We start from the raw sequence: 18,804 nt of genomic DNA on the forward strand, positions 1-18,804 counted from the left end.
GGCGCTCACAGGTTGTACTGCTTGCGCTTGCGATACAGGGTCGACGCGTCGATGCCCAGGGTTTTCGCCGCCTGATCCAGAGTGCCCGCCGTCGCCAGCACCGCGCCGATGTGGGCTTTTTCCAGTTCATCGAGGCTCAGCGCGGCGCCGACTCGAGGGGCGTTGTTCGCCGGTTGCTCGGCCATGCCGAGGTGGCTGATTTCCACGCGTTCCTGCGGGCAGATAATGCTCGCCCGCTCCACCACGTTACGCAGCTCACGAATATTGCCCGGCCAGCGATAACCCAGCAGCGCCTCTCGCGCCTCGTCACTGAAGCCCCGGGCCGGACGCGCGTACTCTTTGACGAAGCGCGCGAGGAAGCGGTCGGCCAGGGTCAGGATGTCCTCGGCACGTTCGCGCAATGGCGGCAGATGCAGGGTGATCACGTTGAGGCGATACAGCAGGTCTTCACGGAAGCGCCCGTCGCGCACCATGTCTTCGAGATTAAGGTTGGTCGCGGCGAGAATCCGCACATCGGCACGACGGGTCACTGGGTCCCCTACCCGCTCGTATTCCTTGTCCTGAATAAAACGCAGCAACTTGGGTTGCAAAGTCAGCGGAAAATCGCCGATCTCGTCGAGAAACAGCGTGCCACCGTCCGCCTGATTGACTCGACCAAGCGTACTTTCGCTGGCGCCGGTAAACGCACCGCGACTGTGACCGAACAGCTCGCTTTCCATCAACTCTGCGGTCAACGACGGACAGTTGATGGTCACGCAGGATTTCTTCTCGCGCTTGCTCCAACCATGAATGGCCCGGGCCAGTTCCCCTTTACCCGTGCCGGATTCGCCAAGGATAAGAATGTTGGCGTCGGTACCGGCGACCTGCCGCGCAGTTTCCAGCACGACTTTCATCGCCGGGCTGTGAGAGTCGAGGCCGTCCTTGGGTTTGCGGATCTCGCCTTCAAGGGCTTCCAGACGCGCCGAGAGCTGGCGCACTTCCAGTTGCTTGGCGGTAGCCAGACGCAACTGGTCGGGGCTGCACGGTTTGACCAGATAGTCGGCGGCGCCCGCCTGAATCGCGTCCACTGCGGTATCGACCGCCGAATGCGCGGTGACAATCACCACCCGCATCCATGGCGCCTGAACGCGCATCTGCGCCAGTACATCGAGACCGTTGTCTTCACCCAGACGCAAATCAAGGAAGCACAGGTCGAATACCTGGCGTTGCAACAGTGCATCAGCCTGAGCCGCGCTGTTGGCGGTGGCCACCGTATAACCTTCGTCTTCGAGGCAGTAACGAAAGGTTCGCAGGATGGCGGACTCGTCGTCCACCAGCAGAATGCGGCCTTGATGCTCAGTGGCAGATTCCATTTTTCCTACGCTCCATAGTGATTGATCTTGGGTTAGTCCCGGAAAAATCGGGCAAGTTGCATGGTTGATTCTGAACGATGCGAGCCATGGGAGGGTAGCTCTCTCCTGCCTTGACGGCCAATCCGTTGATTTTGTTGAGTTTTTAAACAATCACCGATTTACAGAGGGTGCCCTGCGTACTTTTCTGACATCCGGGACGTGCTCTCAATTCCATAAGAATGAAATCTCCTACGAAATAATCATGCATTTCGCACGACTGTAGATGACCCATCGTGCAGGATGCGTCCGTCGCTGAATTCAACTCACTCACAAACCATTGATTTTATTGAATATTTTTCAAATAAAAAACTGGCATGCAGCCTGCAATAACTCATTCAGCCCGGGCAGATTCCACTGCCCCAACCGAATAAGAGTGAGGAACCCAGGATGACTCGCCAACGTGCCGCCCAAGTGCGTATCTCGCCACTGCATATTCAGCAAGGCCTGTTTGGCGTACTTGCGCTGTTGATCACCCTGATCGCCTGCCAGCAATACCTGAGCTGGGAAATCAGCCAGAAGCCTGAGCCACTGATCTCGATTCAACACAGCACGCAGACGCACTTCAGCGCCGTCAGCAGCAGTCAGGCAGAAAGCGCCTCGATGCGCATGATGGATGTCGATCAGCCACAGCCGCTGGATCAACTGCCACGTGAAGAGCGCTGGGTTTTCTGACGAACCGAAGAATTCGGGCGCATCGCGCCAGAACACGCAATATCCCTAAATAGAGAAGTAAGGAGAATCACCATGTTGAGCTGGGCAATTACATTCTTGATCATTGCCATCATCGCCGCCGTACTGGGCTTCGGTGGTATCGCGGGCACCGCCACGGGTATCGCCAAGATTCTCTTTGTCGTGTTCCTGGTGATGTTCATCGCTTCCTTCTTCTTTGGCCGTCGCGGCCGAGGTTAACGATGATTGCTCTAAAGACACTGGCAGCCGCCCTGCTTCTGGGCGGTAGTGCCATGGCGATGGCGGCCAATGACGGCCAGGCGCGGGTCAACGAACTGTTGAGTTCCGACCCGCAATACCGCGAAACCTGGCAAGGCGTTGTAAAGAACGAAGAACGCCTGCCGGAATGGGTGATGAACCTGTCCGGCACTTCCGAACAGCAGATGAACGCGGTGGTAGAAGATGGCGACAAGTATCTGGTTGGCCCGCTCTGCGAAAATGCAGACAAGTGCCTCAACCATCGCTTGATCGTCGCGTTCAGCTTCGACAAGGACGATGCCTACGGCATGCTGGTTGATGTGCCCGAAGGCCTGCCGTCCGACAAGTCGCCAACGCGACATGCCACGTACAGGTTCTTCGGCAAGCCCGATCAGGGCATGCAGGATCTGCTGATGGAAACCCTGAAGAAAGATCCGAAGTGGTACTGAGTTTGAACATGAAGGCAGCGGCCTCGCTGCCTTCCATTGCGCCTACCCGAGGAGGGCCGGCGCATGACCAGGGGGCCGGGACGTTCTGACTGTTGCAGGGTCGGAGTGACCTACGGGTACAGGGAGTGCCTGCGCGAGGGCCGGGTCAGGGTAAAAGCTGCGACGCAGGTTCGCCGACCCTCAGTGGTTCGACGGACTTGCGCTGAGCTTTATCCGATGCAAAAACATTGATCCAGAGCGTCCTGCTCATCTTTTTATGCCTCACACTGCGCGCGAAAACATTACGCGGTGTTTCCTGGCGACCGTATATCGAGAAAGAGTCCCTTTAAACAGTGGGACATCTAGTCTGCAAACGTGGGCTTTTTCTTAAGATTTCCGTCGAAATTTCTCGTTTAAAAAATAACCAATCTACGCTGCAATGGCCGGTTCACGGCACTTATGCCGGCTGAAATGTCGTAATCGAACCGGTTGGGACGCCAGTTTCAATTAAAAAAGCTCATGCCGATTCGGCATAGGGTAGGCGTTTACGGCATTAGACGGCGCAACCTTGCATCGGAATAGTTGCGCCTTTTTTCGCCTGCCGAAGAGCCGTAAATACGCGCTTCGGGGCACCTTATACGGAGGCAGATGCACAGACTTTTCCGCTGACAGAGCGTTCCAGTTCCTGCATGTGCCTGAGTCAAACGCAAGTAAGGGTAAAGATAATGAAGAAGGCAAAACTCAGCCTCGCCTGGCAGATCCTCATCGGTCTGGTTTTAGGGATTGCAATTGGTGCGTTGCTCAACCACTTCAGTGCCGAAAAAGCCTGGTGGATCAGCAACGTCCTGCAACCGGCAGGCGATATCTTTATCCGTCTGATCAAGATGATCGTGATCCCGATCGTCATCTCCTCCCTGATCGTCGGCATCGCCGGCGTGGGCGACGCCAAGAAACTCGGGCGTATCGGTCTGAAGACCATCATCTACTTCGAAATCGTCACCACCATCGCGATCATCGTCGGCCTGCTACTGGCCAACCTGTTCCACCCGGGCGCCGGCATCGACATGAGCACCCTGGGCACGGTGGACATCTCCAAGTACCAGGCAACCGCCGCCGAAGTGCAACATGAACACGCGTTCATCGAGACCATCCTCAACCTGATCCCGTCGAACATCTTCGCGGCCATGGCCCGTGGCGAAATGCTGCCGATCATCTTCTTCTCCGTGCTGTTCGGTCTCGGTCTGTCGAGCCTGCAGTCGGACCTGCGAGAGCCGCTGGTGAAGATGTTCCAGGGCGTCTCGGAAAGCATGTTCAAAGTCACCCACATGATCATGAACTACGCGCCGATCGGCGTGTTCGCCCTGATCGCGGTGACCGTGGCCAACTTCGGTTTCGCCTCGCTGCTGCCGCTGGCCAAACTGGTGATCCTGGTTTACGTCGCCATCGCCTTCTTCGCCTTCGTGGTGCTGGGCCTGATCGCCAAGCTGTTCGGCTTCTCGGTGATCAAGCTGATGCGCATCTTCAAGGATGAGCTGGTCCTGGCTTACTCCACCGCCTCCTCGGAAACCGTACTGCCACGGGTGATCGAGAAGATGGAAGCCTACGGCGCACCGAAAGCCATCTGCAGCTTCGTGGTACCGACCGGCTATTCGTTCAACCTCGACGGTTCGACCCTGTATCAGTCGATCGCCGCGATATTCATTGCCCAGCTGTACGGCATCGATCTGTCGATCAGCCAGCAACTGCTGCTGGTGCTGACCCTGATGGTCACCTCCAAAGGCATCGCCGGCGTACCGGGCGTGTCCTTCGTGGTGCTGCTGGCGACCCTGGGCAGTGTGGGTATCCCGCTGGAAGGCCTGGCGTTCATCGCCGGTGTCGACCGCATCATGGACATGGCGCGTACCGCACTGAACGTGATCGGCAACGCCCTGGCAGTGCTGGTTATCGCGCGCTGGGAAGGCATGTACGACGACGCCAAGGGCGAGCGCTACTGGAACTCCCTGCCGCACTGGCGCAGCAAGGAAAAACTGCCGGCTGGCGAAATCTCCAAGCCGTAATGCAAACACCCTTGTGGGAGCGGGCTTGCTCGCGAAGAGGCCGGTACATTCGACATCTCAGTTGATTGACACACCGCTTTCGCGAGCAAGCCCGCTCCCACATTGGATCGGCGCATACAGAAGACAAACCCCGGAGCAATCCGGGGTTTGTCGTTTCTGGCGACCCCGCTATCATTCGCCGCATCTTCCGGGGGATTTGACTGATGCTTAATGGCCTGTGGCTTGGCTTCTTCGTCGTGGCAGCAATATCTGCGCTGGTGCAGTGGCTGGTCGGTGGCAACGCCGGGATTTTCGCGGCGATGGTGGAAAGCATTTTCGCCATGGCCAAACTCTCGGTCGAGGTCATGGTGCTGCTGTTCGGCACGCTGACCCTGTGGCTGGGCTTTCTGCGCATCGCCGAGAAGGCCGGGATCGTCGAGTGGCTGGCCAAGGTGCTCGGCCCGCTGTTCCTGCGGCTGATGCCGGAAGTTCCGGCCGGGCACCCGGCGCTCGGTCTGATTACCCTGAACTTCGCCGCCAACGGCCTGGGCCTGGACAACGCCGCCACGCCGATCGGCCTCAAGGCCATGAAGGCGCTGCAGGAGCTCAACCCCAGCGCGACCATCGCCAGCAACGCGCAGATCCTGTTCCTGGTGCTCAACGCCTCGTCGCTGACCCTGTTGCCGGTGACAATCTTCATGTACCGCGCCCAGCAAGGCGCACCGGACCCGACCCTGGTGTTTCTGCCGATCCTGTTGGCGACCAGTTGCTCGACCATCGTCGGCTTCCTTTCGGTGGCGTTCATGCAGCGCCTGCGCATCTGGGACCCCGTGGTGCTGGCCTATCTGATTCCCGGCGCACTGATCCTCGGCGGCTTCATGGCGCTCTTGGCGACGATGTCGGCCACGGCGCTGGCCGGGCTGTCGTCGATCCTTGGCAACCTGACGCTGTTCGGCCTGATCATGCTGTTCCTGGTGATCGGCGCGTTACGCAAGGTCAAGGTCTACGAAGCGTTCGTCGAGGGCGCGAAGGAGGGCTTCGACGTCGCCAAGAACCTGCTGCCGTATCTGGTGGCGATGCTCTGCGCGATTGGCGTGCTGCGTGCCTCGGGCGCGCTGGACTTTGGTCTGGATGGCATTCGGCATCTGGTGCAGTGGGCCGGGTGGGATACGCGTTTTGTCGATGCCTTGCCGACGGCGATGGTCAAACCGTTTTCCGGCAGCGCCGCACGGGCGATGCTGATCGAGACCATGAAGACCTCCGGCGTCGACAGCTTCCCGTCACTGGTGGCGGCGACGATTCAGGGCAGCACCGAGACCACGTTCTATGTACTGGCGGTGTATTTCGGTGCGGTGGGGATTCAGCGCGCAAGGCACGCCGTTGGATGCGCGCTGCTGGCCGAATTGGCCGGCGTACTCGGCGCGATTGGCGTCTGCTACTGGTTCTTCGGTTAACCACGAATCCCCATTGTGGGAGCGGGCTTGCTCGCGAAAGCGGCGGGTCAGTCGACCTGTATATTGACTGACACACCGCCTTCGCGAGCAAGCTCACTCCTACATTGGTTTTGCGTGGGGTTTAAGGTCTGGGTTGTTGGGTGAACTGCTGGCCTTGCTGAACAGCCCAGGCGACAACCTTGGCCGTCAGCCGATCACTGGCCTGTCCAAACCCCGCGACCACCGCCGGCACCTGTACATCATTCAAAGGCTGACGCTCTTCAAAGCGGCGGCTGGCGAGAATCTTCTGGTCGTAGCCACGCACCAGCAGCGCATCGACGCGCACTACGACGCTGGCCTGATTGCCCTGATACTCGGTCTGAAACGCCTGCAAGCTGCCGCCCAGTTCCAGATCCGCAGCGAAGTTGCTGTCATCGGTGCTGAGCAGCGTCACCCGACCATCCCGGGCAAAACCATCCAGCAGCCGATTACGCACCAGCACCGGCGCCGGATCGCTCCAGCGCGAGGCCTTGTAGCTGCTGATCACGTCGCCCTGTGGAATCACCGCAATGTTCGGCCGGTTCAGCGCTTCGCTGGCCTGCAACTTGTTCAGGCGCAGCGACCAGTGCTGGGTCGCCGCAGAGCTGGGCGAGGCGGGCGCTTGCGCGGCGGGCAGGCGATAGACGTCCGAAGGTTCGGCCTTGGGCAGGATCGAGCAGGCACTGGTCAAGGCGAGGCTGGCGAGGAGAGCGAAGTGAGTCAGCTTCATGGGGTGAACTCCTTGTTCTTGTCACTGCCCAGCAGGTAGCCGCTGGGGTTGGCCTCAAGCCGTTGGGAGATGCCGCGCAGCGAGGTCAGGGTTTCGCGCAGTTCGCGGATCGCCGGCGCCAGGCCATTGAGGCCCTGCATTCCGTTGTCGAGGGAGTTCTGGTTCTTGCTCAGCAGGCCGTTGATGGTGGCGCTGCTTTGCTCCAGCGACTTCATCGCCTGCTCGGCACTGCCCAGCGCCTGCTTGCCCTGATCGTTGAGCAGGCCGTTGGCGTTGCGCATCAGCGCCGAAGTTTGCTCGAGCATGCTGCCGGCCTGCTTGCCGACACTCGCCAGTTGCTGCATGGCCTGGCGCAGGTCGCCGCGCTGATCGTTGATCGAACCGGTGGTCTGCTCCAGATGCGCCAAGGTATTGCTGACGCGCTCGACGTTCTCCGGGGAGAACATCTGGTTGGCGTTGCTCAGCAGCGCGGTGATGCCACTCATCAAATCGTTGCTGTCGTTGAGTAGCCGGGAAATAGGCGAGGGTGCCGCGACGATGGTTGGCAGCTCGCCGTCATGCCCACGCAGCTTCGGACTCTCCGGGGTGCCGCCGCTGAGCTGGATGATCGAGGTGCCAGTGATCCCGGCCAGTGCCAGTTTGGCCTGGGTGTCTTCCTTGACCGGGGTGTCCCCGCCCAGACGAATCCGCGCCAGCACCCGGCGTGGGTCTTTCGGGTCGAGACGCAGGTTGACCACGTCACCGACCTTGATCCCGCTGTACTGCACCGGGCTGCCCTTGGACAGGCCGCTGACCGCCTCGTTGAACACTACTTCATAATCCTTGAACTCGCTGTCGACGCTGGACTTGGCCAGCCACAGGCCGAAGAGCAGGGCGCCTGCCACCACTATCACCGAGAACAGGCCGATCAACACATGATGGGCTCGGGTTTCCATGTCAGACCTCGTTGAGCAATTTGGCGGCGTCCAGCGCCGAGCGGCCACGCGGGCCGTGGAAGTATTCGTGAATCCACGCGTCGTCGGTTTCCGAAACCACATCGATAGGGCCGGCCACCAGCACTTTCTTCTGCGCCAGCACCGCCACACGGTCGGTGATGGTGTAGAGCGTGTCGAGGTCGTGGGTCACCAGAAACACGCTCAGGCCCAGCGCATCGCGCAGGGTCAGGATCAGTTGATCGAACGCCGCTGCGCCAATCGGATCGAGGCCGGCGGTGGGTTCGTCGAGAAACAGGATGTCCGGATCCAGCGCAAGGGCCCGCGCCAGCGCCGCGCGCTTGATCATCCCGCCGGACAGCGAAGCCGGGTATTTGTCCGCCGCCGACAGCGGCAGCCCGGCCAGCGCCAGCTTAACCGCCGCCAGATGCTCGGCGTCGTTGCGGCTCAGGCCGGCGTGTTCGATCAGGGGCAGAGCGACGTTTTCGGTCACCGTCAGCGAGGAGAACAGCGCGCCTTTCTGGAACAACACACCAAAGCGCCGCTCGACCAGCGAACGCTCATGCTCGGACAGGCTCGGCAGGTTTTGCCCGAACACCTTCACGTTGCCTTCGCTGGGCCGACGCAGACCGACAATGCTGCGCAACAGCACCGATTTACCGCTGCCGGAGCCGCCGACCACGGCGAGGATTTCACCCTTGTACAAATCCAGATCGAGATTCTCGTGCACGCTCTGGCTGCCAAAGCGATTGCACAGGCCACGGACTTCGATCACCGCCTCCGAGGGCGCGCGGGGTAGACGACTCACCAGCCCATCTCCATGAAGAACAGCGCAGCCACCGCATCGAGCACGATCACCACGAAAATCGACTGCACCACGGCTGACGTGGTGTGCGCACCGACCGATTCGGCGCTGCCGCTGACCTTGAAGCCTTCCAGGCAACCGATCGTGGCGATCAGGAAGGCAAAGATCGGCGCTTTCACCAGGCCGACCAGAAAGTGCTGAATACCGATGTCGCTCTGCAGCAGCGAGAGAAACATCGCCGGCGAAATCCCCAGCGACACCGCGCACACCACGCCACCGCCGATGATCCCGCAGAGCATCGCCAGAAACGTCAGCATCGGCAGCGCCACTAGCATCGCCAGCACGCGCGGCACCACCAGCAGCTCCATCGGGTCGAGGCCGAGGGTGCGGATCGCGTCGATCTCCTCGTTGGCCTTCATCGAACCGATCTGCGCGGTGAACGCGCTGGCGGTGCGCCCGGCCATCAGGATCGCCGTGAGCAACACGCCGAACTCACGCAGGAAAGAGAAGCCCACCAGGTCCACGGTAAAGATCGTCGCGCCGAAACTGGCCAGCACCGTGGCGCCGAGAAATGCCACCACCGCGCCGACCAGAAAAGTCAGCAGCGCCACGATCGGCGCGGCGTCGAGACCGGTCTGTTCGATGTGGGCGACGACGGGGGTGATGCGCCAGCGCTTGGGGCGCAACAGGTTGCGGGCGATGGTTTCGAGGATCAGGCCGATGAAACCCAGCACTTGCAGGGTGTCCTGCCAGACCGTTTCCACGGCGCGCCCGATGCGGGTCAGCAGTTGCACGCTGACACTGACTTCCGGCTCTTTGACCGGCACACAGAAATCAGTCAGCGAGCGATACACAGTCTGCAGCAGCGCGCGGTCAGCCTGGGAAATCGTGCAGTCGGGGTGTTCGGCGGATTTGCCCAGACGCTCGGAACCGAGCAGCTCCACCAGCAACGAGGCGCCCGCAGTGTCGAGCGCACCGAGGCTGTTGAGGTCGACCACGGTATTGGCGTCGTACTGGCCGGTCAGTTTTTCGGTCAGGTGCTTGAGGTCGGCGTAATGGGCAAGCGTCCAGTCCCCGGAAACCCGCAGGCGGGCAGGGCTGATTGACGTGTCCAGTTGGGCATTACCGCTCATTGAGCTGCTGATCATAAGCTCCGTGCTTGTCCGGCTATTAAGCGAACTAACGTAATAGCACGAACCGGATTACTTTTCTTTGATCGCTGTGCTGTCTGTCACTTCGAAACGCAGTACGCCGATCACCTGACCGTCTTCAGTCAGCACCCGCACCTGCCACTTGCCCGCCGGGTTGCCGGGGAAGTTCTGCTTGTGCGTCCACGCCCGATAACCTTCCTTGCGCCCGCCGTGGATATCGAGAGCGATGCGGTCGACCTCTTTGCCGTCGAACTGCCACACGTGGTAGATCCGCTCATCCAGCCCGCGCGGCGCGTTGATTGCGGTGTAGGCGTAGAGACCGCCGTTGCGGATCTGCTCGGCGCTGACCTGTTCGAGGCTGTCGCCCGGGGTGCGATCCTGCAACTGGGTGCTGATCGCCACGTCGGTCATCCACAGCGTCGCCGGCGGCACCCACGAGCGCAGCGTCCAGCCGACCGCGCCAATGCCGAAGGTGATGCACAGAATGGCCAACGCGTTGCGCACGGTGCGGATCGGGAAGATCGACGCCAGGCTCGGGAATGACAACACCACCGCCGTGCCCAGTGCCCATTTGAAACTTTGCGCGGTGGTCAGGTGCATGATCACCGGCAGCGCGGTGAGCAGGGCGGCGAACAGGGTCAGGGTGTGCAACGCGAGAAACGCCCAGCGCCGTGGCGCCAGCCATTTGTAATAGAGCGGATCTACAATCGAAATCAACGCGGCGATGCACAGCAGGCCGGTGAAGATCAGTTGGCCGCTGTTCCACGTAGTGGTGATGAAGAAGAACGGCAGGACGAAAAACAGGCTTTCCTGATGGATCATCTGCGTCGCGTAACGCAGCAGCGGCTGGGGGACCTCCCGCTTGAAGATGCGCGTGAACAGGCCGGTCAGGGTGTTCTCCAGCATCAGCCAGATCCAGCTCAGCAGCATGATGATGGTGATCCAGCTCGCCAGTCCCTGCTGGCGATCGACCAGAATGAAACTGCCGACCCCGGAGATGAAACCGCCAAGCGCAATCACCCCGGGATAGCGCTTCATCAGCTCGAGAATGCGCTGGATCAGGAGGGGGATTTTCTGCATGGTGGCGGTTCACGACTGAGTAGGAAAAAACCTCGACAGAGTACCGTCCGCCGGGCAACGTGGCGAGGCTCCCGGTCAGTAAAATCAGCACGGATCCCTGTGGGAGCGGGCTTGCTCGCGAAGGCGGTGTGTCATTCAGCAATGATGTCGACTGACACGGCCCCTTCGCGAGCAAGCCCGCTCCCACAGGTTCAGTGTTTGGCTGGCTTACGGCGGTGCAAGCGCCAACCCACCAGGATGAGCAGCACGACGCCCAATCCACCCGCCACCAGCCACAACACCTGATCATCACTGAGCAACGGCTTCTCGATCCGCAGATACCCCGGTTGCAACAGCAACTCGCGCATGGCCTTGTTTGCCGTTTCCAGGGTCACGCCTTGCAGCTCGCGGGCCGGGTTGGCAAAGCGCCCGTCCTCGTAATCGCCCAGCGCGCTCCAGTAGTAATCCGCCATGGCACTGTTGCCCTGTACCGCCCAGGCCTGATGGGCGATGGCGGCTTGTTTGATCCGGGCGAAGGTGTCCGGGTCGAGGCCGTTTTTCAGCAGGTCGGCCTTGAGGTCTTCCAGCACTTGTTGGGCTTCGGCGAGGTCATCGCGATCGACGTCGGCATTGAGACTCATGAAGCCGACCCCGCCAAACACTTCGCGCTCGGCCCATGGCCCGTAGGACAGGCCGTGATTCAGGCGAATCTGCCGGTACAGCGCCCAGTCGAGGTAGTCCTTGAGGATGTCGAAGGTCTCGTCGTACTGATCGTCGAGCATCGGCTCCGGCACCAGCCAGTGCAACTTGGCGCTGTCGCCGATGAAGCCACGGGTGAGGGTGCGTTCATGGGCGGCGCTGGTGCGGATGTCCGGCAGCTCACGGTGCTCCGCCGGGTCCACCGCTTCAAGCGCGCCCCAGGTGCGTTCCAGATAGGCCGGCAGCAGTTTGTCGAGTTCACCGACGACGATCAGGGTCATGTTGTTCGGCGCGTACCAGGTCTTGCGCACCTTCTCCAGTTGCTTCTGGGTCAGGTGACCGACCTCGGCCCGCTGCGGGCATTTCAGGCCCAATTCCACCGCCAGTTGATTGCTCGCTGTGTGGCCCAGATCCTGGCGGTCGAGAAAGCGTTGCAGGCGCGTGTAATGGCCGCCGTCCTCGCGCTCAACCACACGTTTGGCAGCGTTGATCGCGTTGTCGTCGATGCGGGTCTGGGTCAAAAGGTCGAGCAACAGGTCGAGGACCTTGCGCTGATTCTTTGCCGGGGCTTCGATGACGAACGTGGTGTCGGCGTTGCTGGTGAACGCGTTCCACTCACCGCCCAGCGCCTGCATGCGCTCCTCAAGGCCGCCTTCGCCAGTAGCATCGACGCCGCTGAACAGCAGATGTTCGAGCAGGTGCGGCAGCTCTTTTTCATCGCAATCGAAATCGTCGAGACCGACGCCCACCACCAGACGAATCGCCACATGCCCGCGCTCGGTGCCGGGCTTGAGCAACAGCTGCAAACCGTTGGGCAGCGCGTAGCCTTCGACCTGAAAGCGATCAACGGCGAAGGCGGGCAGGGAACCGAGCAACAGACAGGCGAACAACAGGCAACGCATAACAGGCTTCCGTACGGCTGATTTGGAGATCCGTGTTGTCAGTCAGGCCCTCATCGCGAGCAGGCTCACTCCTACATTTGAAACGCGTTCCCCCTGTAGGAGTGAGCCTGCTCGCGATAGCGCCCTGAAGGCTGAATCAATGTTACTGACTGACCCCAGCCCCAGACGTTCAAGGCGAATGCGTAATGTCGGCAATATCATCCGCTTCCAGCGCCCCGGTATCCGCCGTTTCCAGCACCACATAAGCACTGCTGCAAAACAGCGAATTCAAGCGTTTCATATCCGCAATCAGCTCCAGATGCAGCGAACTGGTTTCCAGACTCTGCACGATCTTACGTTGCAAACGGCTGACATGGGCATGGGCCAGACGCCGTTCCTGTGCGCGAAAGCGACGTTTCTCGCGCAACAGCTGACGGGCGCTTTCCTTGTCGCCGCTGAGGAACACTGACAGGCCCAGGCGCAGGTTGGCGATCAGTTGCTGATGCAGCCCGGCCAGATCCTCCAGGCCTTCTTCGGAAAACGAACGACGCTGGGAAGTCTTCTGCTGCTGCACCTTGCGCAGCATGCGTTCGATCAGGTCGCTGGCCAGTTTCAGGTTGATCGCCAGCTCGATGGTCTCCGCCCAGCGCCGACTGTCCTGTTCGCCGAGATCCTCGCGGGGCATTTGCGCCAGATACAGCTTGATCGCGCTGTACAGCGCTTCGACGTCATCGGTCAGTCGGCGCATTTCCTGGGTAATGGCGGTCTGCTTGCCGCGCAGCACATCGAGCATCGCGTCGAGCATGTTGTCGATCAGGTCGCCCATGCGCAGGGTCTCGCGGGCCGCGTTGGCCAGCGCCAGGCTCGGGGTGACCAGCGCCGTCGCATCGAGATGCCGCGGCTTGGCGGTGCCGTTGACCTCCGGGCGCTCCGGCAGCAGCCAGGCACACAGGCGTGCCATCGGCGAAACACTGGGCAGCAGGATCAGGCAGCGCGCGGTGTTGTAGAGCAAGTGGAAGCCGATGACCATTTCCTGCGGGCTGAAATCCAGGCCGTCCATCCAGTGCACCAGCGGATCGAGCACCGGGATGATCAGCAGCAGGCCGATCAACTTGTACAGCAGGCTGCCCAGCGCCACTTGCCGCCCGGCGGCGTTCTGCATGCTGGTGCTCATGAACGCCAGCACGCCGCTGCCGATGTTGGCGCCGATCACCAGACCGATCGCCACCGGCAGGCTGATCACGCTGGCGCCGGCCAGCGTCGCGGTCAGCAGCACAGCGGCGAGGCTGGAGTAGGAAATCATCGCGAACAACGCGCCGACCAAGGCGTCGAGGAGGATGTCGCCGGTCAGCGAAGCAAAGATCACCTTCACCCCTTGGGCGTGGGTAATCGGCGCGGCGGCTTCGACGATCAGTTGCAGCGCGAGAATGATCAGCCCCAGACCGATGCTGACCCGGCCCATCTGCCCGAGCCGCGTCTGTTTGCGCGACAGAAAGAAAATCACCCCGAGGAAAATCAGCAGCGGCGACAGCCACGACAGGTCGAACGTCAGCACCCGCGCCATCAACGCCGTACCGACGTCGGCGCCAAGCATGGTCGCCAGCGCCGGGGTCAGCGCCATCAGGCCCTGACCGACGAAGGAGGTGACGAGCATGGCCGTGGCGTTGCTGCTCTGTACCATCGCAGTCACGACGATGCCGGCGACGAACGCGAGCCAGCGTTTGGACATGTTCTGGCCGATCACATGGCGCAGATTGGTGCCGTACACCCGCAGGATGCCGGTTCGGACGATGTGCGTGCCCCAGATCAGCAGGGCCACGGCAGACAGCAAATTGAGCAGGGTGAGCATGCAGACCCCCTGTAGTAGCAGCGCCCCAAAGGGGCAAGTTGACGGTACCGCGCGGTTTCTACGTTTTTGATACTTAAGCTGTAGTTGGCTAACGGACTGGGCGCCAGCATTGCACAGCTAAAGTGCGGATTGAAACAAAAGTGTCATGAAAATGGCTTTATCCACCTGACCTGAAAACCCCGATTCCCCTGTGGGAGCGGGCTTGCTCGCGAAAGCGGTGGGCCAGTCAACATTTCTATCGACTGATACGACGCCTTCGCGAGCAAGCCCGCTCCCACAGGTTTTTGTGTCAGAGCTTGAGGGGATTAAACGCAGCGAACTGGCGGTGAACCGGGTGCTGCACAACCTCGTCCCCCCTGCCTGAATGCACAAACAACTGTGGGAGCGAGCCTGCTCGCGAAAGCGGTGGATCAGCCAACATTGTTGTCGACTGACACTCCGTCTTCGCGAGCAGGCTCTCTCCCACAGGGGTGTTGCGTGATTCAGGACTACCGGGTTATTGCCCCGGAACATCCTTGCGCAGTTTCACCGGATCCTGCTGCTGTTTTTTCCGGGCCATCGCGCCGCGCAGTTTGATGTTGATCGCTTCCACCGCCAGCGAGAACGCCATGGCGAAGTAGACGTAGCCTTTCGGCACATGCACGTCGAACGACTCGGCGATCAGTACGGTACCGACCACCAGCAGGAACGACAGCGCCAGCATCTTCAGCGACGGGTGCTTGTCGATGAACTCGCTGATCTTGCCCGAGGCCGCCATCATCACCAGCACGGCGACGACGATTGCCGCGACCATCACCGGCACATGGGAGACCATGCCGACGGCAGTGATTACCGAGTCCAGCGAGAACACGATGTCGATGATCGCGATCTGAATGATCGTGTAAAGGAAGTTGCCGCCCTTGCCCGAAGGCTCGTCGCCGCTTTCGTCTTCGCCTTCCAGCGCGTGGTACATCTCTTGCGAGCTCTTCCACAGCAGGAACAGGCCACCGAAGAACAGGATCAGGTCGCGGCCGGAAATGCCCTGGCCGAACACCACGAACAGGTCGGCGGTGAGGCGCATGACCCAGGTGATCGACAGCAGCAACAGGATCCGCGTGATCATCGCCAGGCCCAGGCCGAAGATCCGCGTGCGCTGCTGCATGTGCTTGGGCATGCGGCTGACCAGGATCGAAATCATGATGATGTTATCGATGCCCAGAACGATTTCCAGGGCGGTCAGGGTAAAGAAGGCAACCCAGATTTCGGGGTTGGTCAGCCAATCCATGTGTATTCCTTTGAGCGAGTGTTAAACCAGAACGCCAGCAAGCAGCTGGCGTCATGGTGAGTGAATGCCGTTACAACGTGCTGAACAGCGGGAAAGTCCCCAGCAGCAAGGCGGCCACCAGTATGCACAGGCAGACCAGCACTGCCCACTTCAGAGTGAAACGCTGGTGATCACCGAACTCGATACCGGCCAGCGCCACCAGCAGGTACGTCGACGGCACCAGCGGGCTGAGCAAGTGGACGGGCTGACCGACGATCGAGGCACGGGCCATTTCCACTGCGGTGATGCCGTAATGGCTGGCCGCTTCGGAGAGCACCGGCAATACGCCGTAGTAGAACGCGTCGTTCGACATGAAGAATGTGAACGGCATGCTCACCAGCGCCGTGATTACCGCGAGATAGGGCCCGAGGAAATCCGGAATCACTGCCAGCAGACTTTTCGACATGGCGTCGACCATGCCGGTTCCGGACAGGATACCGGTGAAGATACCCGCAGCGAAAATCAGACTGACCACCGACAGCACGCTGCCGGCGTGGGCCGCAACGCGGTCCTTCTGCATTTGCAGGCATGGGTAGTTGACGATCATCGCGATACTGAACGCCACCATGAACAGCACCGGCAGCGGCAGCAGGCCGGCGATCAGGGTGCACATCAGCGCCAGGGTCAGCAGGCCGTTGAACCAGATCAGCTTCGGACGGCGGGCATCGGGGAACTGCGACACGCTGATTTCGCTGTGATCGATCTCGTCGCCGATCAGGTGCAGCTCGCCCAGACGCGCACGTTCACGTTTGCCGTAGAAGTAGGCAATGATCAGGATCGCCACCACACCGGCGGCCATCGCCGGGATCATTGGTACGAAGATGTCCGACGGGTCGACATGCAGCGCACTGGCGGCACGGGCGGTCGGGCCGCCCCACGGGGTCATGTTCATCACGCCACCGGCGAGGATGATCAGACCGGCCATGATCCGCGGGCTCATGCCGATGCGGCTGTACAGCGGCAGCATGGCGGCCACGCAGATCATGTAAGTGGTCGCGCCGTCACCATCGAGGGAAACGACGAGCGCCAGCACGGCGGTACCGACCGAAACTTTCAACGGGTCGCCCTTGACCAGTTTGAGGATCTTGCGCACGGCCGGGTCGAACAGGCCGGAGTCGATCATCAGGGCGAAATACAGAATGGCGAACATCAGCATCACGCCGGTCGGCGCAAGCTTGGTAATGCCTTCGAGCATCATCGGGCCGATCTTCGGCGCGAAACCACCGAACAGGGCGAACAGGATCGGGATGATGATCAGGGCGATCAGCGCAGACAGGCGCTTGGTCATGATCAGGAACATGAACGTGATGACCATGGCGAAGCCAAGGAAAGTCAGCATGGGATTACTCCAGGCGTAGCGCGGCTAATTGAGTGAGCGGATCGGAAGGGATCAGCGCAGAACGGGAAGCACGAGACGTACGGGCGGAGTTTCAGCGAGAAGGCGGGCTACAGAGGACATCAGAATCACCATTGTTGTTGTTAATTGGGCCTGACATGCGAGCGATCACACGCGTTGGCCAACCGGTCTGTTGCCGGTAGTGGCGGCGATCCTAATCGGGCAACCTTTCAGCTACCTTTCGCTGACGAAAGCTTCAGGCGAATGGCCAACCGGCTGTCGGATGCGGCTAGAGTCAATCATTTCGGGGACGGGAGGGCTGGGACATGGAAGAAGTGCACAGCGGTGGCTGCCACTGCGGACACATCCGCTATCAGTTCAGCGGGCCATTGCAGGACATTGCCCACTGCCACTGCTCGATCTGCCGCAAAGTCAGCGGTGGGATTGTCACCACGTGGATCACGGTTCCGGCAGCCAGCTTTCATTGGCTGGCGGGGACGCCAACGCGCTATGACTCGTCGAGCAGTTGCGCGCGGTATTTCTGTCCACGTTGTGGCGCGCAGCTGGCGCTGGTGACGCAACTCAGTCCCGCGAGCATCGATGTGACCATCGCCACACTGGATCACCCGGAGTTGGCACCAGCCGAGCGGCATATCTGGACCGACAGCCAATTGCCCTGGCTGCATCTCGACGAGCATCTGCCGGGCGAGCCCGAAGAAACCCTTTGATCAAAAAATAGACAGATCCAGCGGCCGTATCGCGCCCATCCAGATCGCGTGCTCGGTGTGATCGAGCAAATCATCGCCAGTGTCGGGGTGCAAAAACACCACCAGCCCCTTGCGATTGAGCGCCAGCCACGGCAACACCTCACCGATCAGCTCCGGGCCGAAAGCCAACTGGCAGCTCCAGTCTGGATGCGGGCCGACCGGGCGCTCATGGACGCGCCCCATCTTCAGAGGAAACAACTGCGCCGCCTGTTCACACAAAGCGCGCGCCTGATCAATTGAGTCAGCGTCGAAATAGACGTGGGCGTGATAGCCATGGATTGCGTGCATCTGAAAGCCTCTGAATCGGTTCGAACCCTCGGCGCAGGCTGCGTGTCACAGGCCATACGAGGGACAACAAAAAGGAATCAGCCATGAAAAATGCCGAAACCCCGACGGTGAAAGTGGTGCTCTATGGTGCCATGGCCAGCCTGGGCGGTGCGTTGATGGCTGAATTGCTGCGACGGCAGCACGAAGTCATCGCGATTCTCGACGATTTGAACGTACTCGCACCACGTCCGGGCCTGCGCACCAAAAGCGGCGATCTGTTCGATGCCGAGCGGGTCAAGCAAAGCGTAGCGGGCAGCTCGGCAGTGATCTGCTTGTTGGACGCACCGGGCCTGCCTTTCAGCAGCGACCATGTAGAAAGATCCGTAGTGCTTGGGCCGGTGGAACAGGTTTTAGCAGTCGATGCGTTGGTCGACGGCTTGCAAGCGGCCAACGTGTCACGGTTGTTCCTGGTGGGAAATTTTGCCGTGCTCGACGAGCCAGATCTGGACGACGGGCTGCAACGCCACGCCGCCGAAGAAATCCGTGAAGCCCTGCAAAGCAGCCCATTGCAGTGGACGCTGGTGAATGCGCCGCACGGGGTGGCGGGGCTGACCATTGAGCATTTCAGTCAGGTGGGCGGCAATCTGGAGCCGGGGCTGGCGGAGCCGCTGGAACGGCTGAACCGGGTCGCGGTGGGGATTGCCGATGAGCTGCGGTTGAATCTGCATGTGGGGCAGCATGTGAATTTTGTCGCCGCAACTGGCTGAGCCT

Annotated in this window: 18 protein-coding genes; 7 read left to right on the top strand and 11 right to left on the bottom strand. The window is 60.7% G+C overall.

Annotated features, from left to right (window positions below):
* Window positions 1-5 precede the first annotated feature (5 nt).
* Window positions 6-1,352: a sigma-54-dependent response regulator transcription factor AlgB gene (algB, locus tag V3W27_RS00350; RefSeq protein WP_027610247.1), complete on the bottom strand. Its 1,347-nt coding sequence runs from the start codon at window positions 1,350-1,352 to the stop codon at window positions 6-8.
* A gap of 426 nt (window positions 1,353-1,778) precedes the next feature.
* Here algB and V3W27_RS00355 point away from each other — a divergent pair, with 426 nt between their 5' ends.
* The 5 genes from V3W27_RS00355 to V3W27_RS00375 all read left to right on the top strand — a co-directional run bounded on the left by V3W27_RS00355 (window position 1,779) and on the right by V3W27_RS00375 (window position 6,236).
* Window positions 1,779-2,063 carry a hypothetical protein gene (locus V3W27_RS00355; protein ID WP_115986473.1) on the top strand — a complete coding sequence of 95 codons (285 nt, stop codon included), beginning with the start codon at window positions 1,779-1,781 and terminating at the stop codon, window positions 2,061-2,063.
* A gap of 72 nt (window positions 2,064-2,135) precedes the next feature.
* Window positions 2,136-2,300: a DUF1328 domain-containing protein gene (locus tag V3W27_RS00360; RefSeq protein WP_003177151.1), complete on the top strand. Its 165-nt coding sequence runs from the start codon at window positions 2,136-2,138 to the stop codon at window positions 2,298-2,300.
* Between the two features lie 2 nt (window positions 2,301-2,302).
* A complete protein-coding gene (locus V3W27_RS00365) occupies window positions 2,303-2,767 on the top strand; it encodes an inhibitor of vertebrate lysozyme family protein (RefSeq protein WP_330205713.1) in 465 nt (154 codons plus the stop codon).
* 704 nt (window positions 2,768-3,471) lie between these two features.
* A complete protein-coding gene (gene gltP / locus V3W27_RS00370) occupies window positions 3,472-4,803 on the top strand; it encodes a glutamate/aspartate:proton symporter GltP (protein ID WP_103367992.1) in 1,332 nt (443 codons plus the stop codon).
* A gap of 203 nt (window positions 4,804-5,006) precedes the next feature.
* The gene (locus tag V3W27_RS00375) at window positions 5,007-6,236 is read left to right on the top strand and encodes a nucleoside recognition domain-containing protein (protein WP_025112290.1); all 1,230 of its coding nucleotides are present in this window, start codon (window positions 5,007-5,009) and stop codon (window positions 6,234-6,236) included.
* 121 nt (window positions 6,237-6,357) lie between these two features.
* Here the strand turns inward: V3W27_RS00375 and V3W27_RS00380 are convergent, their stop codons facing one another.
* From V3W27_RS00380 to V3W27_RS00425, 9 genes are all read right to left on the bottom strand, one after another.
* Window positions 6,358-6,984 (bottom strand): ABC-type transport auxiliary lipoprotein family protein, encoded by a 627-nt coding sequence (locus V3W27_RS00380; protein ID WP_330205714.1) that lies wholly within the window; start codon window positions 6,982-6,984, stop codon window positions 6,358-6,360.
* Window positions 6,981-7,919: an MlaD family protein gene (locus V3W27_RS00385; RefSeq protein ID WP_027610252.1), complete on the bottom strand. Its 939-nt coding sequence runs from the start codon at window positions 7,917-7,919 to the stop codon at window positions 6,981-6,983. The genes V3W27_RS00380 and V3W27_RS00385 overlap by 4 nt, the downstream gene beginning before the upstream one ends.
* A gap of 1 nt (window position 7,920) precedes the next feature.
* Entirely contained in the window at window positions 7,921-8,724 is an 804-nt protein-coding gene (locus tag V3W27_RS00390; protein WP_007962720.1) for an ABC transporter ATP-binding protein, read from the bottom strand.
* Window positions 8,721-9,869 carry an ABC transporter permease gene (locus tag V3W27_RS00395; RefSeq protein ID WP_098966456.1) on the bottom strand — a complete coding sequence of 383 codons (1,149 nt, stop codon included), beginning with the start codon at window positions 9,867-9,869 and terminating at the stop codon, window positions 8,721-8,723. The genes V3W27_RS00390 and V3W27_RS00395 overlap by 4 nt, the downstream gene beginning before the upstream one ends.
* Before the next feature lie 54 nt (window positions 9,870-9,923).
* The gene (locus V3W27_RS00400) at window positions 9,924-10,952 is read right to left on the bottom strand and encodes a DUF5924 family protein (protein WP_330205715.1); all 1,029 of its coding nucleotides are present in this window, start codon (window positions 10,950-10,952) and stop codon (window positions 9,924-9,926) included.
* A 191-nt stretch (window positions 10,953-11,143) separates the two neighbouring features.
* Complete coding sequence (locus V3W27_RS00410) at window positions 11,144-12,532, bottom strand: M16 family metallopeptidase (RefSeq protein ID WP_097090208.1); 1,389 nt, start codon at window positions 12,530-12,532, stop codon at window positions 11,144-11,146.
* A gap of 169 nt (window positions 12,533-12,701) precedes the next feature.
* A complete protein-coding gene (locus tag V3W27_RS00415; RefSeq protein ID WP_096797619.1) occupies window positions 12,702-14,360 on the bottom strand; it encodes a Na/Pi cotransporter family protein in 1,659 nt (552 codons plus the stop codon).
* Window positions 14,361-14,856: 496 nt separating this feature from the next.
* Complete coding sequence (locus V3W27_RS00420) at window positions 14,857-15,624, bottom strand: TerC family protein (protein ID WP_027610258.1); 768 nt, start codon at window positions 15,622-15,624, stop codon at window positions 14,857-14,859.
* Between the two features lie 70 nt (window positions 15,625-15,694).
* Window positions 15,695-17,002 (bottom strand): CitMHS family transporter, encoded by a 1,308-nt coding sequence (locus tag V3W27_RS00425; protein WP_007954069.1) that lies wholly within the window; start codon window positions 17,000-17,002, stop codon window positions 15,695-15,697.
* 323 nt (window positions 17,003-17,325) lie between these two features.
* On the opposite strand from V3W27_RS00425, the gene V3W27_RS00430 reads away from it, so the two are divergent.
* Entirely contained in the window at window positions 17,326-17,727 is a 402-nt protein-coding gene (locus V3W27_RS00430; RefSeq protein ID WP_027610259.1) for a GFA family protein, read from the top strand.
* Here V3W27_RS00430 and V3W27_RS00435 read toward each other — a convergent pair whose 3' ends face one another.
* On the bottom strand, window positions 17,728-18,054 hold the full coding sequence (locus V3W27_RS00435) for a DOPA 4,5-dioxygenase family protein (RefSeq protein WP_027610260.1): 327 nt from the start codon (window positions 18,052-18,054) through the stop codon (window positions 17,728-17,730). It abuts the gene before it with no gap.
* Between the two features lie 83 nt (window positions 18,055-18,137).
* On the opposite strand from V3W27_RS00435, the gene V3W27_RS00440 reads away from it, so the two are divergent.
* Window positions 18,138-18,800 (top strand): NAD(P)-dependent oxidoreductase, encoded by a 663-nt coding sequence (locus V3W27_RS00440; RefSeq protein ID WP_247269473.1) that lies wholly within the window; start codon window positions 18,138-18,140, stop codon window positions 18,798-18,800.
* Window positions 18,801-18,804: the final 4 nt, after the last annotated feature.

The organism is Pseudomonas sp. AM14(2022), from assembly GCF_036346455.1.
Taxonomy (GTDB): Bacteria; Pseudomonadota; Gammaproteobacteria; order Pseudomonadales; family Pseudomonadaceae; genus Aquipseudomonas; species Aquipseudomonas putida_A.